Consider the following 19,573-nt stretch of genomic DNA (forward strand, 5'->3'; position numbering starts at 1 on the left):
ATTGACGATGGTTTCAAATTAAAAAGAAAGTTTCAGGTTCAGACCGATACTCCGGTTCGACGGCAGGGTACCGTATTCAACACCCTGGAAGTTACCGTTGCTTATATTAACGTCGGGATCAAACCACATCTTGCGTTTGCCAATACCAGGAATATCCAAAATAGAGCTACCGCGGTAAATCCAGAATAAGTTACGAGCTACGAACGATAAGCGGGCCGATTTGATAAAGAAATTTGATGGTACAGGAATCCCGTAACCAACTGACAATTCACGGAGACGGACGTTGGTTGCATCGTAGGCAAAAAATTCGCCCCACCCATAACGCTTGCCAGATACCGTCTGCCAGAATTGTTCAGCCGTAATAGCCGTCGTATTGGCTTTACCCGCACCAATTAGCGTTACGCCATCTGCACCGGCAACGCCAGCCGTAATACCCGGAAGTACCCAGCCACCTTCCCGCTTCTGAGCCGTTACTTCTGGAATACCGCTGAACGCCAGGTTCATTTCGGTTCCCGACACGGCGATTCCTCCTATCCGGGCATCAACCAGGAAGCGAAGTGAAAATCCTTTATAGGTAAATGTGTTTGTAAAGCCCAGAAGCATTTTTGGGTTAAAATTGCCGATAAGCTCCTGCTCTTTCGTGGCAACAGGCAGTCCCGTAGACGTAACAGATGCTTCTGAAACCGTTGTGCTGTTTGACTGAGATCCAACTAAGTATTGACCTGTCGTTGGATCTTTCTGCCAGCGGTACGATACAATGTCGCCGTATGAACCGCCTTCGGCCACAATGGGTGATGCCGACCGACCATACCCACCCGACAGAAACGCTGTTTTAATATCGGGCGAAAGGCTAACGATTTTGTTCCGGTTCAGGCCCATATTAAGCGTCAGATCCCAAGTGAAACGATCTGTTTTGATAGCCGTTCCATTGACCACTACTTCCAGACCCATATTGCGAATGTCGCCTGCGTTGATGTACTGATTGCTGAATCCCGAAGCGGGAGCCAGTCCTAATTTCAGCAACTGGTTGATTGAGTTCGTTTTGTAGGCCGTAATTGTTGCACCAAGTCGATTGCTAAAGAAACGAGCATCGATACCAAATTCCAGACTTTTAGTAATCTCAGGCTTCAAATTTCCGATAGCCTGTGTGCCGTCCCGACTGATAAACCCGGAACCGGCTCCCTGACTGTATGAGTAGTTCGTTTGCAACAGATACGGGTCGGCGCCGTTACCTACTTGCGCGTATGATCCATTAATCTTCAGGAACGATAGCGGACCCGACAGTTTCAGGAGATCCGACAAAACTACCGAAGCGCCTACCGATGGGTACTGGAATGAATACGGTTTCGGTAAAGTAGAAGCCCAGTCATTACGCAAGCTGGCATTTATAAAAATAGCGTCCCGCCAGGCCAGCGATGCCTGTCCAAACAACGACTGTGTCTGCACACGGGAATAATCATCAGCCACGCTCAGGTTAGTACCAAAATTCAGGTTAAACCGGTTTGACACGTTCAAGCCATCCGCTAACGCATTGGTCGATTGATAACGGGTGTCCTGGATAATTCCCCCAGCCTGATAATCGAGCACAAAGTCTGACCCAAGCTTGTTTTTCCCTTCAATTAACACATCATACCAGCTTTGGGTATTGACAATATTATTCCGGGAGAATTTACCTCCTGCCTGATTAGCCCACAAAATTGTTCCCTGACCGTAGCTTTCTTCGTTTTTGTCGAAGTATTTATCAAGGTTAGCCCGGCCCTGAATGCTTAGGAAGGGAGTTAGTTGATATTTGGCCAGAACGAACCCGATAACCCGATCGCGATACTGGTTGATGGCCGTCTGATTGGTCATCCAGTATGGATTCTGATAGATAGACGACAGCGTTGATGGCCAGGCCGTTGGCGTTGGCAGACCGAACGAATTAGGAGCTGCGTAGTCTTTAGCCGTACTTAGGCTAACGTTGCGTGGAATCTGGTAGAGGTCAATTACCGGCGCGTTTTCTTCACCCGTCCGGGGTTTGTTTACTACTGACTGGTTGATGTACGTTACTTTCGCATCGGTCGACAATTTCGAACTGATCTGGTTCGACAACCGTAAGTTAATGGTGTGGCGGGTTAGATCATTGCCCGGTACCGTTCCCTGTAGCGAGTTGTTGGTGTAAGACAAATACGTCTGCGACCGCTCCGACCCGCCCGTAATACCGATAGAGTTGTTAAAGCTTACGGCTGTTCGGAAGAAATCACGGATGTTGTTCGGTTGAGCCGAATACGTATCCGGTTGACCAAGATAGTTTGTATAGGCCTGTCCCGTCATGGCCGCGCCCCAGCTAGCGCCAACAGCAGGGTCCAACTTTCCACCAACGCCCTGACCGTACTGATTTTGCACAAATGGCAACGCAAATGGCTTATCGACAGAAACACCGGCGTTCACATCAACTGAAATGCGACCCGCTTTCCCACGTTTCGTCGTAATCAAAATTACACCGTTGGCCGCCTGACTGCCATAGAGGGCGGCAGCCGATGCTCCGCGCAATACCGTTACGTTTTCAATATCGTCGGGGTTGATGTTCGATGCACCATCCGAATTGGCTACGCTACCAAAGTCGCTGGTGGCCTGCCCAAACGTGCTGTTGTTAATCGGAACACCATCGACAACCATCAGCGCATTGTTGGTGCCCTGAATAGAACGGTTTCCCCGCAACACAATCCGCGAACCTGTACCTGGTCCACCTGAACCCTGAGTAATATAGGCTCCGGCAATTTTGCCCTGCAGTGTATTTAGTACGTTACCATCACGAACTTCATTAATCTGGGCGGGTTTAATTGTCTGGGTGGCATAACTCAATGCCTTGGCTTCCCGCTTAATGCCCAACGCTGTTACAACAACTTCGCCCAGCAACCGGTCATCAGCCACTAATGCTACGGTAACCTGTGTTTGCCCCGCGGATAGCGACACATCTTTCGCCACGTGACCAACCGAAGAAATTGTCAGTACTGTATTCTCACTCGGTACTGATAGTCGAAATTCGCCTGCGGCATCAGTCGTAGTACCCCGCGTGGTACCTTTAATGACTACGTTCCCCCCAGATATCGTTTGACCCTGATCGTCGCGCAGGGTACCCGTTATTTGTCGGCTCTGCGCCCAGAGGGATCCGGTTGCAGTAATTACCAACAAAATACAACAAAGTACGTGTTTAAGCATAATATTTAGTTTAGGTTTGATTAAATCAGGGAATTGAAGAAAGAAAATCCCTATTTATCAGCAAAATGCAGAATAAAACATCAATATCCACCAGTTAAGCAAAAAATTTATAAACTATATAGGTATTTGACCTTTATTTAAGAAAGTGTTTATATGATACAATCAAGCCATATTTTGATTATTCTGTTATTTAATTCAGTAAGTATAAATACGTTCAAGCAAATTATGTGACTTTGAGTAATTCGAGGATAGTCTACTTTATACCAAGTCTAGTTGCTTACTTACTTAGTCCTCATGATAGGACCGTAGCGATAGAGCTATCGTCCTATAGTTATTGACTGTATTCTCTTTCTATATTTAAAGTAGCGGGAAAAAGTGGCTACACGGTCTTCTTCTTGCCTGCATCGCCCACTACCGAGTTGCGTGTATCAGTAGTATATGAAGAGTCATACGTAGCCTGACCTTAGGGCAAAAAGGGAGTAATGGGATCAAACTTATTTACTCGGGTCAGTGAACCGAAGAGGGCCTTCTTGGTAGTCTGATCACTGGTGTTGAAGATACGAAAATTGGCCCAGCCCACATAGGCTGTGTTAGTATCTACTTCGAGATAGCCAGTTACTGAAATTGCATCCAATTGAGGTAGATACACCACCGTTAGGGTAATACTAGGTTGGCCTTTGGGATAGAACGTCCAGGTAAGTTTCATACCAATCAGAAAAAGTTCGGTAAGGTACACAACTCTGAACTGCTAACGTAAACGCTCCCTACAACGTATAGATCGCCTATCGGCTAGAGAAACGATTGAAGGCGGGTAACTAAGACCTGCTCTTGTTATTTATACAGGAAAATCGCGAAGACGAGTTCGGGGCACAATTCTCGATAAAACTATACGTAGCACAGACCCATCTTCACAATCGTCGTTTATCATTTACCCAACTTCACCAGCTTCACAGTCCGTTGTTCACCGGTTTTATACTGAATATACAATAAGTAGTGCGCTTCTGGTAAGGGTTGACCAAATCGGATCGTTTGGCCTTGACGAACAGTGTCAAGACTCAACCGCTTTCGACCCAATAAATCAACTATCTGGAGAGATACGACATCATCTTCGGCCACAAACGTAAATTCATCAGACGATGGATTAGGGTAAATCATCTTCTTGTCAATTACCGGCACTAGTGGTTCGGTTGCGGTAACGATTTCAGGAGTCAACGTTTCGCCGGGAGCCAGTTCCCTGACGAGCAAGGTAACAGACGCCTGGTCATCTTCGCCATCGTCTGTGCCCGAATCGGGTGTGCTGTTAGGATCAGCATAGGTAGTTGCCGTTACCTGAGCTGCCATCACATAGCTGCCGGAAGTCTTCGCTTTGACCCGAAAGACGATTAGTGTATCGGTGAGCAGTTGCTGCACGGTACCGGTCAACACACTGTCTTTATAGGACAAGCCGGTTGCGTTCATCAACTCCAGATTGGCCGGTAGCCGGCAACTCCACTGCACCTGACTAGGCAGCGTAGTTCGGTTGGCAGACGCATTACGGATAGTTAGCGAGATGGGTATTCCCTCACCTACCCGTAGCGAATTACGATCAACTTGTAAAGAAAGGCGCACATCAACCGGAGGCAAAGAATCTTGTAATAATACGACTGATGTAAAAGGCTTCAGAATGACCTGACGGGCATAATAATGATTTTCAACATCCCGATAGGGCTCGTTCAATGTAAGAATACTATCTCTGGTTGTGGGGTTGTAGGCTAACCGGATAAACTCATCAGGATTGACGGGCTGGATGGTTGCTTCCAGCAAACGAATATTGTCAAGCAAAACGGGTTGCCCATTTTCACCTAATTGAAACGTCAATAACGGATCGGCTTCATCGGCTGAAGCCGTGAGCGCAAATTCATAAGGCTTACGGGTCGGCCCGGCCATAAACTCAAACCGGCGAGTTAAATCCTGATATGGAGCCTGCCGCTGCCGGAGGAATACGACGACCTTTTTATCAACTGGTGCAGCCGCATCAAACCTGACAAGGTAACTTTTCGATTTGGTAACTGCCTTTATACGTTTATAAGCCAGTACGTATGAATCTGCATGACCCGACGAGCTCGAAAAATTTATCGTTAAACTACCGTCGGTGGGTTGACTGCCGTTACTCCAATTGGCCTGACCATTATTATAAAGACTCCACGTTTCCCATCCACCCGAATTACCCGTGAAAGAAGTACCCATTATGTTGTTACTACTCAAGCTTTTCACAACATATTCCTTATAAGTTATAGGGCTTGAATGGGATGTAAGGTCCTGGCCAAACTGGGCTTTCCACTGTGCCAAGTTCAAATCGCCGACGACAGTCTTGTTATAAACCGATCTGACCGTAGATAAATCGTTGAATGGGCGGGCGTAATAATTACGTTCCATAAGCCCAAAACTTGCCAAATCATTTGCACTGGATATGTAACCCACAACGGGTTGAGTTGCTGTTTTAGCGATCAGTATATTCTGTATAAAAGTATTATTTCGGGGCAGGCACTGTTTGTCATAATTATACAAAATAAGCTGGCCTACACTGTTGTTGAAGCAGGTATTACGTACTAAGTTGACATTATTGACGGCGTGGAGATAGATACCTAACCCCTGACAATCAGTTACGGTATTGTCAACTAAGTCAACTCCCTCTACGCAATCATCCAAAAAAATTCCATGCGCACCACTGAACGTATTTTCTGACAAGCCGCCGGGAGTTCCAATACCTTTACGAATTATATTCGACTGAATACGGATACTGTCTATGGGTAGTTGCGCTCCGTTCCACAAATAAATACCGCCCCCATCACTTTTTGTCATGCAGAAGTTGGCAATCAGATTTTGCCGCACGGTGGTATTGTTCTGAACAGAAATTCCAATGTAGCCAACACTGTCAACTACATTGCTTTCGATCAGTGTATTTTGGGTAGCAAAGGATTGAAAAGCCGTAAACTGACCATCGCCACTTTTGCCCCGACCCGGCAGCAGACCAACACGACGTATAGCACTGCGTCGAAACGTTACATTCCGGTAAGCACCAATGTAAAACCCATTATTGTTAATGTTGGTGATGGTACTATTGTCAACCATGATATTACTACCATCTCCCTGAATTACCACTCCATCCTGACCAGAGTCTGTAAAATCATCGTTGTTTAAAACAAGATCTACTACGTTTAGGGCATACAGATTTGTTATCCGGGCCTGAGCAATGCGAAGATTCAGAATACTAATAAAAGATACGTTGGCAATGTCGATAATCTTATCGGTTGCCGTCGCCGTCATAATCTGCTCATTTGGATTGCCCCGGTCATCATATACCTGAAGAACTTTAGTAGCCGGGTTGTAGTACCATTCTCCGGGCTGGTCGAGCGTGGCCGGATGGTTCTGAATAAAATAGCCCCAACTATCAGTCAGGTTGTAGGTTGACGAATTATTGAGCGTAAGTGTATTGCCATTCTGCCGGGTAATGGTGGCCCTATCTATAATCCAGTAGGTAGGACGAACCACGACTTCTCCGCCCGTCCAGTCTCTGGTTAAGGTCTGTTGGCTGGTCAGTTGATTCGTACCAACATGTGATTGTACAGTTAAGCTCCCTCTATTGGGAGCGTCAGGATTCGGATAACGCCCCAGGGGCTGAGTTAACCCATTGCGATATAACCCGGTTACCTGGTTGCCGCAGGTCGGGCAGGATGCCTGCCAGTTATTGGCACTAGTCTGGGTCCAGTTGCGAACCGGCACTGATCCAGCCAGCAGGGGTTTACTCCCACTGCCGTAGGCATCAAAACGAATAGGTTTCTCTCCGGTACCCGACTGCCTGATCTGCAATGTTCCCCGGAAGGTATCGCCCCGCCGAAATAAAACTACATCACCGGGTTGTAGCACTAGGCTGTTAACCCGGCTCAGGCTTTGAACAGAAGACGTAATAGAACGGCCATCACTTGCGTCATTTCCCGTACTAGCTACATAGTAAGTTGTTTGGGCCAGACTGATTGATGCTGGCAGAAAAAACGTGAGTAGTAATCCGAAACAAAGTAATTTTGCTCTGTTAATGTATAATCTTGCGCACACGGCTATTGAGGACGTAAGGGTAATTTGACGATCCCCCACCAGTAGCGTTGGAAGGCATAAAAGCAATTCAGCCATTCCCGGTAGCTGTCAGGCTTAACAATATAAGAAGCAACGCTAAAGGAATAAACCTTGGCAATGTCTTCATCATCCTGGGATGAGCTTAGTATTATGATCGGTGGTTTTCGATAAAACTCATGGTTCTTGACGAATTCCAGGACAGATAAACCGTCTTCCCGACGCGGCAAATACAAATCTGACAAAATCAATCTGGGTAGCTTATCCGGATCGGCTGCGTGAGTCTCTAAATACTTTATTGTTTGATCTGCGTTGTTCAACCATATAGGTTCCACTTCTGGAAAACACTGAGATAAAGCAGAACGAATGATGAGCCACTGGTCAGCATTATCCTCAACAATCAAGATTGGCACTTGACGTACTTTCCGACGCCGGTAGGTAGGGATTTTAGCCATTTACTTTTGCGTATTTATATGGTGAGATAGTAGATCTACTATGAGTGTAATTAAATAAAGTTAACCGGCCAGTTATATACACTATCGGGTATACATAGCCCCTTTAGCAATAGTTGACTCGTATTCATTGTTAATTGTTTCAAGAAATTTGCCCGTTACCCAGCTAACTCCCGAATTGCGAACAAATACAAACCGTTTGGGACTTGAGGGTGAACTATAGGAATTCATGACCGCAGAGAGCCATAGTGCTCCAGCAACAAGTTGTTTCTCATCGACTTGAGCCTGTAGCGTGCTCACATCTTTTTCGGCCCGATTACGCACACTTGGGTTTGTAATGGAGCGTAAATTGGGTTGGATCAACGTCTTATAATCGCTTAAAACAGCTTGCTTAAACCGTTCGGCGTCATCCGCCGAAATCGGAACAGCGGTAAGTCCGGCTTTATCGGGATATAAATACGTAACTAACGCCAGAGCAATGTCACCCCCTATGCCAACAGTCCGGCGTTGTTGAAATCCCAAATCCTTGCTATTGACATTAGATTTAAAAACTGAGTCAGCTATAGTCTTGATTACCCGCTGCGCTTCCCGTTTATAAGCATCCATATTCATAGACCGTTTACCTTCAATACGGCTGACCAAGGTGTTAACACCAATCGGCAGACTGATTTCATGAAAGGCTTTGTTGGCATTGGTGTAGTTTTGGCGGCTGGCATCTTTATCAAAGTACCCACCCTCCGTACGGGTACTACCCAGATTCAGCGCAGAAGTTGTTGCCCATACTTTGCGGGGCAGCGTCCCAATGGTGAACAGTTCGGCTTCACGGGCCGGGGTAAGCGTGGTATCTATTCGCAGTGTAGTGTTGGGCAAAACCTGCGACAACTGCTGATAAAGAATCTGTCGGCGTTGGGTTCTCCGGGCTAAATTTTCTTCAACATCACTGCTGAACACGATGAAAATACGCTCATTGGGGATATTATAGCGTCGTATGGAATCCAGCCCAATTCGTAACGCATCCTGACCGACTTTGAATGAGTTGGACGCATCTGCGTATAGCAGTGGGCTGCTAGGAATCTCAACGATGGTCTTGATCTCTTTTTCGTAGAAATCGCTTTCATACTTGGTTTTAAAGATGGCTACCTGAACGCCAGTTGTACTAACCTGAATGCCGGCATACATATTTTTACCCGAGATTTTCCTAATCACTTCATTGACGCCCCATCCACTGGCCACATACTTAAGGTTAGTGTATTGAGTCCGGGCACGCTCCAAGTAACGCAGAGCAGTAGTAGTGTCTTTTATGTCATTATAAGACAAGCCCAAAAGTTCATTTGTAACGGCTTCCCAGTATAAATTCTTCGATTGAACCGCAGGCATGGCGCGTAGCAAAAGACTGATTGACTCCTGCGATTTATCAACCTCGCGAAGTGTATTAGCTAATTTGATATAATGGACAGCTTGTAAAGGACTACGGGCGTTTTGAGCCATAGCCGGTGCAAACCATAAACTAGCGACTGCGAATAAAATAGATATACGTTTCATGAGGTTAAGCATTTGATCCTTATAATTATTTTTTCGGGTGTTGGTTTAACTCCCTTTCTAATTCACTTTCCTCTATTTTCGGAGTAGCTGTTGCCCGCCGACGAGACCGTTTATCAACTACGTTATTGATAGTCTGGTCAATAGAGGGTTTGCGGCTACTAGCGGGACGAATTGCGTTTCGAGACTCAGCTACATTTCGTTGTTCATTTCCCGCATTAAGTACCGGCGGTTCGGTAGAGCGATCATCTGGTTTATTACTACTAACAGGAGTTTGCGGAATTGGAGATTCCACTGTCTTGGTCACCATTTTCTGTGGTATTTCGCTTTTGACTACCTTTTTCTCACTAGGGTCATCGTTGATACGAATTATTTCGGGAACGGTTATTTTTTTTGTTGGTTGGCTTGTTATCGTACCCTGGCACAAGGCGGGAAAGAGCTGGCAACGATTAGTATAACCGGTGTAAGCCAGGCCACTAACAACAACTATTGCAAACGCCCACAATATCCATTTCGTTAACCCTGGCTGGCTGGGAGCATGTAATACCATTGGGAGTAAACCTGCACTACGCCCTGTCAACGCAATCGTACTATCCTCATAAGCACTATGAATCAGTAGCTGGCCCTTATGTAAACCACTCTTATCGGAAACGTAGCGTACATGCACATACGAACCGGTGGGTGATGGAGTAAGCGTTAGAGTAGAGGCAAAATACGGGCGGCTATCACTGGCTAACTGAAAGTAGTCGGGTGCATCTGTTGAGAGTGTTACGGGCGAATCGGAATGCTGCTGCTTAACCGTCATTACCAGAAAGCTGGGCTTGCCAGAGGATGTTGTCGCGAATGTCAGTACCGGTTCGCTAACCGTCAGCGTAGGCATTTGCGACAGCTCCCGGGAAGTCGAGGCTGAGTCAATGGTCAAGACAATTGACTCAGCAAGTGCATTTCGAATAACGACAGTTCCGTCAATTGGTGACCCTTTATCAAGTAATAATGTAACCGTACCACTAGCTACCCAGCTACCATCAGCTTGTCTGCTAGGCTCGATAATTTGTTCTCGCTCGGGCTGAGCAGTCTCCGAAGTAGTCAACAAATATCCCTCCGACGCAGTTACGACCAGCACGCCCGAAGCAGCCTCTGGGTTAAGTACTGATTCGATGGAAAAGCTGTACTGCTTATTCCGAAAATCAGTAGTGTAAATAGTCGTGTGGACAGGCTGACAAATGAGCATTGAACTACAAATAGTTAAACAAAAAAGGTATTGGTCATAGGAGAATAAACTAAATCCTTAATAAATAGACTATTCCCATATAATAAGTGGGTTCTTGATAAATTGCACACCTACGTACGCATCATCCAACAAAACCGATTTAGACTAAGTAAGAAAAAATAACGTATATACATTCCATAGATGAAGCTTCAACCAACCGTTTCCCACTGAAACCAAAAGTTGCCGGGCTCCGTATGTACATTTAACACTTAATCTGTAAGCCCGATATGACTAGTATTCACTTGACCGGACATTCGCATCCCGTACTCATTGACTCAATCGTCTGGCTAGAAGGAGAAGCGAACTATACACGAGTACATTACCGTGACGGCACTCTTACAGTCGTTACTCAGCCTCTCCAATGGTTTGAACAACATCTCAATTTTATTAGAGTACATCGCTCAGCAATCATCAATCCGATTTATGTCCAGGAGTTTATTCAGAAACGAGGCCGGTCGGGCTGGGTCAGGTTGTTTGACAATACGGTAATACCGGTATCTCGTAATCGCCTTGAGTTTACGGCAGCTCAACTGATGTTATCTACTGCTCATGAGTTACCACACGAAGATGCTTAAGAAGGCCAGACTACCTATTCCACAATGAAGTAAATCCAATCCATAGGCTTAAGACAATTAATAGTTATTTTTTCCGGCTACATATCAAATTTTAAAAAATACAGTTGCTTCTATGACATAAATTATTGCTTCGTATCAGACTACTAAACTATATATTTAATTTGTACTCAACCCAAAAAATATAGGCTTGTTACAAGAAAGGACCAGTTAATTTCTAACCGGGCATAACAGAAAAAAATTATATTACAGATAAATAAAATCTATTCTTTTTGTTACTTATTATCACAAAAATTAACATAAATTATTTATTATATAAATCTGGTAAATATAAATCATCTATTAATTGAATATTAAGTAAGACAATCAGCTTTATATTTTTTGTACTACGAAACTCCCCCTCTAGATTTATAGTACATATCTGCGCAGATAGTGAGGAAAAACATATAATAGTGTTGCCCGTTAACCCTTCTGCTTTTAAGGATATGGATAAACTAACAGGCATTAATCATAAGGGTGTGGCTTCTGCTTTGGCACCAATTTTTGTATCCTTCAGATTGTAAGATATCCTCAAATCAGACAATCACCCCTTAACTTATTCAGCTATCACGTAAGGCTCTTAATGGTATACCAGCCTACTTCATTTAGCTAGTTACTATATGCAGGCAGTCTGTTTCCTTCTGACAAAGCAAGACTAGAAAGACGTCAACAGTAGGCTTAGCTCTGCTATAAATACGCAATCATTGATGGTCTTGTCTCTCCGACAATGACTTATTCTGTTACTCAAATGTTTTTATGTTATGAATGCACCCGTGCTTTTATTTGGTTATAAGCGTCCTGTAGAACTCAAGGCAACTCTCCGTGCTCTTCAGGCCAATCACTTAGCTTCACAAAGCGACTTATACATCTTTGTCGATGCGCCAAAGCGACCGGAAGATGCGGATAAAGTTGCGCAGGTTCACAAACTGTTGGATGAGGCTTCGGGTTTTCGCACAATCCATAGAGAGTATGCGAAAACTAATATTGGCTGCGCTGATTCAATTATTCAGGGTATATCCCGTGTCCTTGCCGATCACCCTTCGGCTATCATTGTTGAAGATGACCTGATAACGAGTCCAAATTTTCTCGACTTCATGAATCAGTGTCTGGAAAAGTATGTTGATAATCAACGCGTATATTCAATTGCTGGCTATACGTTTCCGTTTCAGCGACCATCCAATTATATGGCAGATGCCTATTGCATTCCACGGCATAGCCCCTGGGGCTGGGCTACATGGGCTGATCGTTGGCAATCTGTTGACTGGGAAATGACCGACTACGCGGATTTTGAAAAGGATAAATGGCAGCAAAAAGAATTTATGCGGGGCGGTTCTGATCTCTTGAATATGTTACGCGACCAGATGGAAGGACGGGCCGACGCGTGGGATATCCGCTTCTGCTATAATCGCTTTAAAGCCGATGGAGTAACGGTTTACCCAACGACGTCTAAAGTAGAAAATATTGGTTTCGGCAAAGAAGCAACCCATACAAACATTTATAATCGGTATAAAACGAAGTTGGATGACGGCGTTCAACGAGTTTTTGACCTTCCTCATGTTAGTCGCCCTACTTCTTATTACCACCAGCAAACATTGCAGCGGTATAGCGTTCCAACTCGGATTTATAACCGATTGAAGACGTTAACGGGAATGCGTTAATGGTATTTATGCCTTCGTTTAATTTGTCAGGCAACAGTTTTTTAAACTGGCTGTTAAGTCACGTCTTATCTTTCAACATTATGAAGCATAAAGTCATGCTCCAGTTAAGTGCCTTTGTCATTGCACTTACCGTATTGGGCCATTGTAAACCAGCAGACCCCGTACCTGATAGTGTTGTGCAACGGGAAGACACACTGTCAATTACCAGTTTACGAGCAATTAATTCCAGTTCAATTCCGAGTAGTGTTCGAATTACGGACCCTGGCAGTGAAGGCGTCTTTATAGTGGACCAATCTGATCTGAGCAGTGCTGATAATACCGGAATTGTACTCGTCACCCTTAAAGGACATCGGTACAAACGGGATTTTTCGGGACCAGCAAGTCTAGCCTGGTTCGGCGTAAAAACGTCGGATGCTGACATTGGACCTGCCTTGCAAGCAGCTGTAACAGCCACCGATAATTTGTTTCTTCCTGACGGGACTTACACCCAGTTAACCCCCGTTCATTTAAAAAGTAACCTGACGCTACAAGCCAACGCGGGTAAAGTGCTCATTACTTTGCCTCAATCATACGTATCGCTTGTTAACCCAGACAATCCGGCCATTCCATTGGATCACATCCTGGTTGATGGACTGGCCTGGAATGTAACATCTAGACAAACTGGTACATACGGCCCAATTTATATTGATGGTCCTTCGGTAACGGACATTACTGTGCAGAACTGCACGAGTACCGACGTTGCTGCGAAAGACAGTACGAACTGGTTTACATTGAAAGTTCAGGCCGGAAAAACTGCTGCTAACATCACGGTTCGGAACAATACCGTTCAGGCTAAACGCATGGCCTGTGAGATTTTTAACCACGATAATTTTAATATCTATGCTGGTAAAGACATCACTGTTAGTGGCAACAACTTTCACGACTGCCACTTTGGAATCTCCTTATCAGGACCGTTAGACCAACTTACAGTAGATAACAACTACATAAAAAACTGTAGCCTGTTCGGTATTGAAATAGCGGGTGCTGCTCGTAATACTAAAATTACGAATAACAAGTTCGAAGGCGTATTTGATAAGTTTCTCGAAGGCTCTAACGATGGAAACGGGAATGGCTCTATCGTTGGCGGTATGGTTATTACCGGAAATTCAACCGTAGGGTTGTGTCAGGGGGGAATACAACTCTATAATGGTGGTACGGTTGACTTCAGCAAAAATAACTTCCGGATGACGGGGGTACTGGAGTTATTTCCATCAACGGCAGGAGGAATGTTTACAGAAAACACCATTGAAAGTTCGTCGAACAAAGCCATAATTTGTGACGAATCCCCAGATCATACGTTTATCAAAAACACTATTTCTAACAAGACGAACAACGGAAATCAAGCAACTTTTATAGCTTATGGCGCTAAAGCCATAAATATTAAACTTACGAATAACAAAATAATTCAGGGTAAAGGTGGTAAGCCGTACGATTCTTTAGGGGGCGGTAGTATTATAGCATCCATGAATTATGACGAGGAAGGAAATCCAATACCTTGATGAATATATTCAGACAGCTTAGAGACAAATAAGCTGGTTGGATCAAGCTTGTATATGTATAATGAAATCGCTAATTGGTAAAATACCAACTAGCGATTTTTTTGCGTATATGGGTAATGGTTTCTTTCAAACGATCAGTTGAAGCGACAGCTATTTTTATACTTGCCGCTAAATCACTTAAGGGTAAAAACGGCAATTAATTTCTAATAAGGTATTCCTGTGAAACTTCACATTTTACATAAAATTATTTTTATAAATGTGTTACTGAAAAATAACTTGAATTAACAAATGGTTTAGTAAGATTCAAATCTCACTGAATAAGTACAGTTATGAGTTTAATAAAACTAGCCTGCCATCACCTCCGTTATCGCTTGTCATTAAAACTGATCTTCTAAATTTATAGTAGATATAGGGGAATGATGAGTAGATTTTCTCTGACACTTATCAGCCTCTCACATACGCTTTTTCCTATAATCAGAAGATCATCTTAGTAATCAAAGGTTAAGTTAATAGAATGAATCGAGTGACACAAAAAGAAGTAAAACAACAGGTCCGCATTTTAAGCAGCTTCGCAGTATTTATTATTTGGCTTTCATTACTGCAAGCATGTACGTCAGCAAAAAAACTGGTTTATTTTCAGGGAATAACTAGCCGTGAAGATACCGTGATAGTACCGGAACCGTTTATTCCGACTATTAAAAAAGGGGATGTGCTTTCGGTTCAGGTAAGCAGCCTAAATGCAGAAGCATCAGCTTATTTCAATCCAACATCCGCAGCTGACGCTAGTCCAATCATAACGCCCAATAATCCATTAACCCGGACTTCAGGCTATTTAGTGGACGCCGATGGTACAATCAAATTGCCCCTTGTTGGTCAATTAGCTGTAGTGGGTCTGACAAACGCAAAAACGGCAGACTTGATAAGTACTAAACTTAAAACGTATCTGAAAGAACCGACCGTCACTGTACGCAACTTGAATTTCAGAATTTCGGTCCTGGGGGAAGTAACTCGTCCGTCTTTGTTTACGATTCCTAATGAACAAATAACCCTGCCGGAGGCCCTGGGTCTTGCTGGTGATTTAACAATTTACGGTCGACGCGACAACGTATTGATTATTCGGGAAGAAGGAAACCGACGCGTTTTTGCCCGACTCAATCTGACCCGCCGTGACGCCTTTCAATCACCCTATTATTCGCTTCACTCAAATGATGTTGTTTATGTGGAGCCGGGTAAAGTTCGGGTAACCAGTGTAGACAGAACATACATACTTGCCCCTATCGTAACTGGAATTTTATCGCTGATTGCCATTATCGCAACTCGTCGTTAAGCAAAATACAACATCTACTCAATCGACATGGCTGACAATTCTTCACATTCGTATGTCCCTTATCAGGTGGTTGACTCTAATGATTCAGCCTTGCGGACTCACATATTACCTTACCTTCGATACTGGCCCTGGTTTGTGTTATCGCTGGGATTGGCCTTTGCCGGGGCTTACGTTTACTTGCTCTATAAGCAGCCTGTCTACCGAATTCAGGCCAGTTTATTGCTTCAAGACGAAAAAAGAGGAAATAGTCAGACAAATCCATTAAAAGAACTGGAAGTCTACTCGCCCAAAAAAGTGGTTGAAAATGAATTGGAGGTTCTGAAGTCGTCTACATTGATGGCTCGGGTTGTAAATACCCTTCATCTAGACACCCGTTACTTTCGGAACACCTCATTTGGAAAGCGTGAAATTTACACAGAATCGCCCGTTTGGGTACTGGTAGAATCGGCTAACCCGGTGCTGTACCAAAAGCCCCTGGCTTTATCTTTTCCAACGGCTCAATCGGTTCGTATCGACAGTGGAAAAACCTATCCGCTCAATCAGCGTATCGAAACACCTTACGGTCAGTTACGTATTCTTACCCGTCAGTCAGTAAATTCTAAAACCCAGCCTGTCCTGGTTCAGGCTATGCCAGAGGGAGCTGCTGTGAGTATGTATGTCGATAACCTGAAAGTAGAGCCGACAAGCAAAACATCAACGGTTATCCGGCTGAGTCTTGAAGATGCCGTTCCGCAGAAAGGAGAAGCGATCTTGAACACGTTAATCAACACGTATAATCAAGCGGCTATCACCGACAAAAACAAGGTGGTTGCCAGTACGCTCCAATTTGTTGAAAACCGACTACGAATGGTGTCGGGTGAGTTAGCCTCGGTTGAGAAAAACGTAGAGGACTATAAATCCAGCTTGGGAATTACAGATCTAAGTGCTCAGGCGACTTCGTTTCTGCAAACAACCCAGCAGAACGATACGCAGCTTAATCAGGTAAATATCCAACTGGCGACCCTGAACGATTTGCAGGACTTCATTACTACACAGTCCGACAAGCGGGGCAGCACACCAGCAACCGTTGGCCTGAATGACCCGATCCTGTTGGGTGAAATCAACAAACTATCAGAATTGGAACTGAAACGTGATGGTCTGATGCAAACAACTTCGGAAGACAACCCGATGCTGCAGACGATTGATAATCAGATCAAAGCGACTAAGAATAATATCAGCCAGAATATCAAGACGATGAAGTCTATGCTTACCAGTTCGAAAGAGCAGTATGTGAGCAAAAATGAAAATCTGGAGAGTAGCATTCGCACCATTCCGCAAAAGGAAAGGGCTTTGATGAATATCACACGGCAGCAAACCATCAAAAACAACCTCTATACTTATTTGCTCCAGAAGCGTGAGGAAATGGCGGTTACATTCGCAACGTCCGTTGCTGACAGCCGTGTAATTGATGCCGCAAAAAGTAGTGGCTTTCCCGTTAAGCCGGTCGGCATTGTGATCTACGCACTTTTCGGATTGGTTGGTTTACTTGTACCGACAGCCGCCATTGCGGGCAAAAGTTCATTGAACAACCGGGTAACGCGACGAGTCGATGTTGAAAATATGACGCAGGTGCCTATCCTGGGCGAAGTAATGAATAAGCGTCACCGCGACATTCTGATCGTAGCTCCGCACCAGCGTTCGGTAATTGCTGAACAAATCAGGTCAATTCGGACAAACCTTCAGTTTGGTATAGGTGATGCCGAAGAGAAGCAAGTTATGTTGTTCACCTCTAGTATGAGTGGTGAAGGCAAATCGTTTGTATCTCTGAATCTGGGCGCTAGTCTGGCATTGACGGGCCAGCCGACGGTTATTCTGGAGATGGATTTACGGATGCCCCGCCTGCATCAATTATTTGATATTGATAACACAGTTGGTCTTAGTTCGTACCTAAATGGAGAAGCTACACTGGCTGATATTCTCAAACCCGTGCCAGGGCATCCAAATTACTTCATTATTCCAAGCGGTCCCTTACCGCCCGATCCCTCTGAGTTGTTAGGTGGAGCGAATGTGAAGCAGTTGATCGACTTATTACGAAATCAATTCCGCTACATCCTGCTCGACGCGCCACCAATTGGCATTGTCACTGACGCTCAGGTAGTTGCTCCATATGCTGATACGACTCTCTTTGTAATTCGGCATGGCGTAACCCCTAAGCACAGTCTCAAACTTCTCGATACTCTTTATCGTGAACAGCGTTTTCAAAATCTGCGCATTATTCTAAATGCGGTTGGTGGTAGTGAAGCTTACCACTACAACGACCAGATCAAAAATAGCTATTCGTATCGATAGACCGCTAAAATAGCGGCCATTTGCTCCGGCTCAAAAGACTGGATTAACTTAAATTTTGTGCGTGCAACTACGAACTCACATGCAGGCATCCACTGATAGAAAAACTTTTCACTTGTATCTGGACTACAGTGTCCGGCCAAGACCCGATCCAATGAGCGTGCTATTATCTGGCATTAAGAAGCGTGTATTCGACATTCTGATAGCCAGTTTAGTAACCCTATCTATACTCATTTGGCTCATACCTATACTTGCTCTATTGATCAAGTTGTCGTCGCCGGGGCCAGCCTTGTTCATCCAATTGCGAACAGGACGTAATGGACGCGTATTTCCATGCCTAAAACTTCGGACGATGACCTACGATGCTAATGCGACGTTTCATCAGGCGACCCGCAATGATATGCGTGTAACACGGATCGGACGGTTCCTGAGAAAAACGAATCTCGATGAGATGCCACAGTTCCTGAATGTACTGGCTGGGCATATGAGTGTGGTTGGCCCACGGCCTCACCCACTTCCGCTCGATGCTATGCACTGGGATACTCTGCCGGGTTATCGCGAGCGCTATATGGTCCGTCCCGGCATTACCGGCCTTGCTCAGTCGCGGGGTGCCCGAGGGGAAACTGAAGAATTGTTCAAGATGAAAATTCGAGTACGGTATGATCACCTCTACATCCGTCGTCAATCGGCTGTTTTAGATGCGAAAATCTGCTGGTGGACAGTAAAAGCGGCCATCAAAGGAAATAAGAATGCCTGGTAAATTCTATCTAAACCAAATAAGTTAAGTGTCATGACTAAAGTGTTACAAGTCAACCTTTATGATGCCGGTCTTGATGCGGCAGTAAACGGGCTTCTCTGGCGTTGTGAATCAACCTGGAACCGGGAGAATAAATGTATCAGTGCAACCGGTGCTCATGGCCTTGTCACAGCATTTAAAGAGCCGGAATTTAAAAACGTCCTGGATTCATTTTACTGGAATTTACCAGACGGAATGCCTGGTGTCTGGATCGGGAAATTAAAGGGTGCCAAGCGTATGACTCGCTGCTACGGGCCCGATTTTTTCAGGTATGTGTTCGAAGAGAGCGCGAGTACGTCCGTCAAACATTTCCTCTGCGGAGGTAAGGAAGGCGTAGCCAATGAACTGAAAGATGCTGTTGGCCGGAAATTCGACAACTACCAGGTGGTCGGCACATTTTGCCCACCCTTCCGGGAAATGTCTGACGATGAGTTCAAGGAGTTAGCCGAAACAATTAATCGTTCCGAAGCCAACATCGTCTGGATTGGTCTCAGCACACCCAAACAGGAACGCTTTGCCCGACGCCTTGCGCAGTGGACTAATGTCCATTTTATTGTCACAGTCGGAGCTGCTTTCGATTTCCACACAGATCGCGTTGCGCAGGCTCCCGGCTGGATGCAAAAAATGTCTCTAGAATGGTTTTTCCGACTAATGGCGGAGCCTAAGCGCTTGTACAAGAGATATTTAGAGATTGTTCCTTTATTTATTTTTCTCAATCTGAAAGAGTTTTTATCACCTGTCAAATAATC

Annotated in this window: 13 protein-coding genes; 7 read left to right on the forward strand and 6 right to left on the reverse strand. The window is 44.8% G+C overall.

Annotated elements, in window-relative coordinates:
- Nucleotides 1–18: 18 nt before the first annotated feature.
- From ACFS25_RS25530 to ACFS25_RS25555, 6 genes are all read right to left on the reverse strand, one after another.
- Complete coding sequence (locus ACFS25_RS25530; protein WP_381506700.1) at nt 19–3,201, reverse strand: SusC/RagA family TonB-linked outer membrane protein; 3,183 nt, start codon at nt 3,199–3,201, stop codon at nt 19–21.
- A 463-nt stretch (nt 3,202–3,664) separates the two neighbouring features.
- Nucleotides 3,665–3,907, reverse strand: coding sequence for a hypothetical protein (locus ACFS25_RS25535; protein ID WP_381506702.1), 243 nt, complete (start codon nt 3,905–3,907; stop codon nt 3,665–3,667).
- 218 nt (nt 3,908–4,125) lie between these two features.
- A complete protein-coding gene (locus ACFS25_RS25540) occupies nt 4,126–7,293 on the reverse strand; it encodes a right-handed parallel beta-helix repeat-containing protein (RefSeq protein ID WP_381506705.1) in 3,168 nt (1,055 codons plus the stop codon).
- Between the two features lie 2 nt (nt 7,294–7,295).
- A complete protein-coding gene (locus ACFS25_RS25545; RefSeq protein WP_381506707.1) occupies nt 7,296–7,763 on the reverse strand; it encodes a response regulator in 468 nt (155 codons plus the stop codon).
- A gap of 81 nt (nt 7,764–7,844) precedes the next feature.
- The gene (locus ACFS25_RS25550; RefSeq protein WP_381506710.1) at nt 7,845–9,302 is read right to left on the reverse strand and encodes a tetratricopeptide repeat protein; all 1,458 of its coding nucleotides are present in this window, start codon (nt 9,300–9,302) and stop codon (nt 7,845–7,847) included.
- Nucleotides 9,303–9,327: 25 nt separating this feature from the next.
- Nucleotides 9,328–10,530 carry a hypothetical protein gene (locus ACFS25_RS25555; RefSeq protein WP_381506712.1) on the reverse strand — a complete coding sequence of 401 codons (1,203 nt, stop codon included), beginning with the start codon at nt 10,528–10,530 and terminating at the stop codon, nt 9,328–9,330.
- A gap of 266 nt (nt 10,531–10,796) precedes the next feature.
- On the opposite strand from ACFS25_RS25555, the gene ACFS25_RS25560 reads away from it, so the two are divergent.
- The 7 genes from ACFS25_RS25560 to ACFS25_RS25590 all read left to right on the forward strand — a co-directional run bounded on the left by ACFS25_RS25560 (nt 10,797) and on the right by ACFS25_RS25590 (nt 19,571).
- Nucleotides 10,797–11,144 (forward strand): LytR/AlgR family response regulator transcription factor, encoded by a 348-nt coding sequence (locus ACFS25_RS25560; RefSeq protein ID WP_381506714.1) that lies wholly within the window; start codon nt 10,797–10,799, stop codon nt 11,142–11,144.
- A gap of 797 nt (nt 11,145–11,941) precedes the next feature.
- A complete protein-coding gene (locus tag ACFS25_RS25565; protein ID WP_381506717.1) occupies nt 11,942–12,838 on the forward strand; it encodes a glycosyltransferase in 897 nt (298 codons plus the stop codon).
- A gap of 80 nt (nt 12,839–12,918) precedes the next feature.
- Nucleotides 12,919–14,376: a right-handed parallel beta-helix repeat-containing protein gene (locus ACFS25_RS25570; RefSeq protein WP_381506719.1), complete on the forward strand. Its 1,458-nt coding sequence runs from the start codon at nt 12,919–12,921 to the stop codon at nt 14,374–14,376.
- A 664-nt stretch (nt 14,377–15,040) separates the two neighbouring features.
- Entirely contained in the window at nt 15,041–15,703 is a 663-nt protein-coding gene (locus ACFS25_RS25575; protein WP_381506721.1) for a polysaccharide biosynthesis/export family protein, read from the forward strand.
- Between the two features lie 27 nt (nt 15,704–15,730).
- Complete coding sequence (locus ACFS25_RS25580; RefSeq protein WP_381506723.1) at nt 15,731–18,031, forward strand: GumC family protein; 2,301 nt, start codon at nt 15,731–15,733, stop codon at nt 18,029–18,031.
- Nucleotides 18,032–18,110: 79 nt separating this feature from the next.
- Nucleotides 18,111–18,788, forward strand: a complete 678-nt coding sequence (locus ACFS25_RS25585; protein WP_381506725.1) for a sugar transferase — start codon at nt 18,111–18,113, stop codon at nt 18,786–18,788.
- Nucleotides 18,789–18,818: 30 nt separating this feature from the next.
- Nucleotides 18,819–19,571 carry a WecB/TagA/CpsF family glycosyltransferase gene (locus ACFS25_RS25590; protein WP_381506727.1) on the forward strand — a complete coding sequence of 251 codons (753 nt, stop codon included), beginning with the start codon at nt 18,819–18,821 and terminating at the stop codon, nt 19,569–19,571.
- Nucleotides 19,572–19,573 lie beyond the last annotated feature (2 nt).

The sequence above is a fragment of the Spirosoma flavum genome, from assembly GCF_042686045.1.
GTDB classification, from domain to species: Bacteria; Bacteroidota; Bacteroidia; order Cytophagales; family Spirosomataceae; genus Spirosoma; species Spirosoma flavum.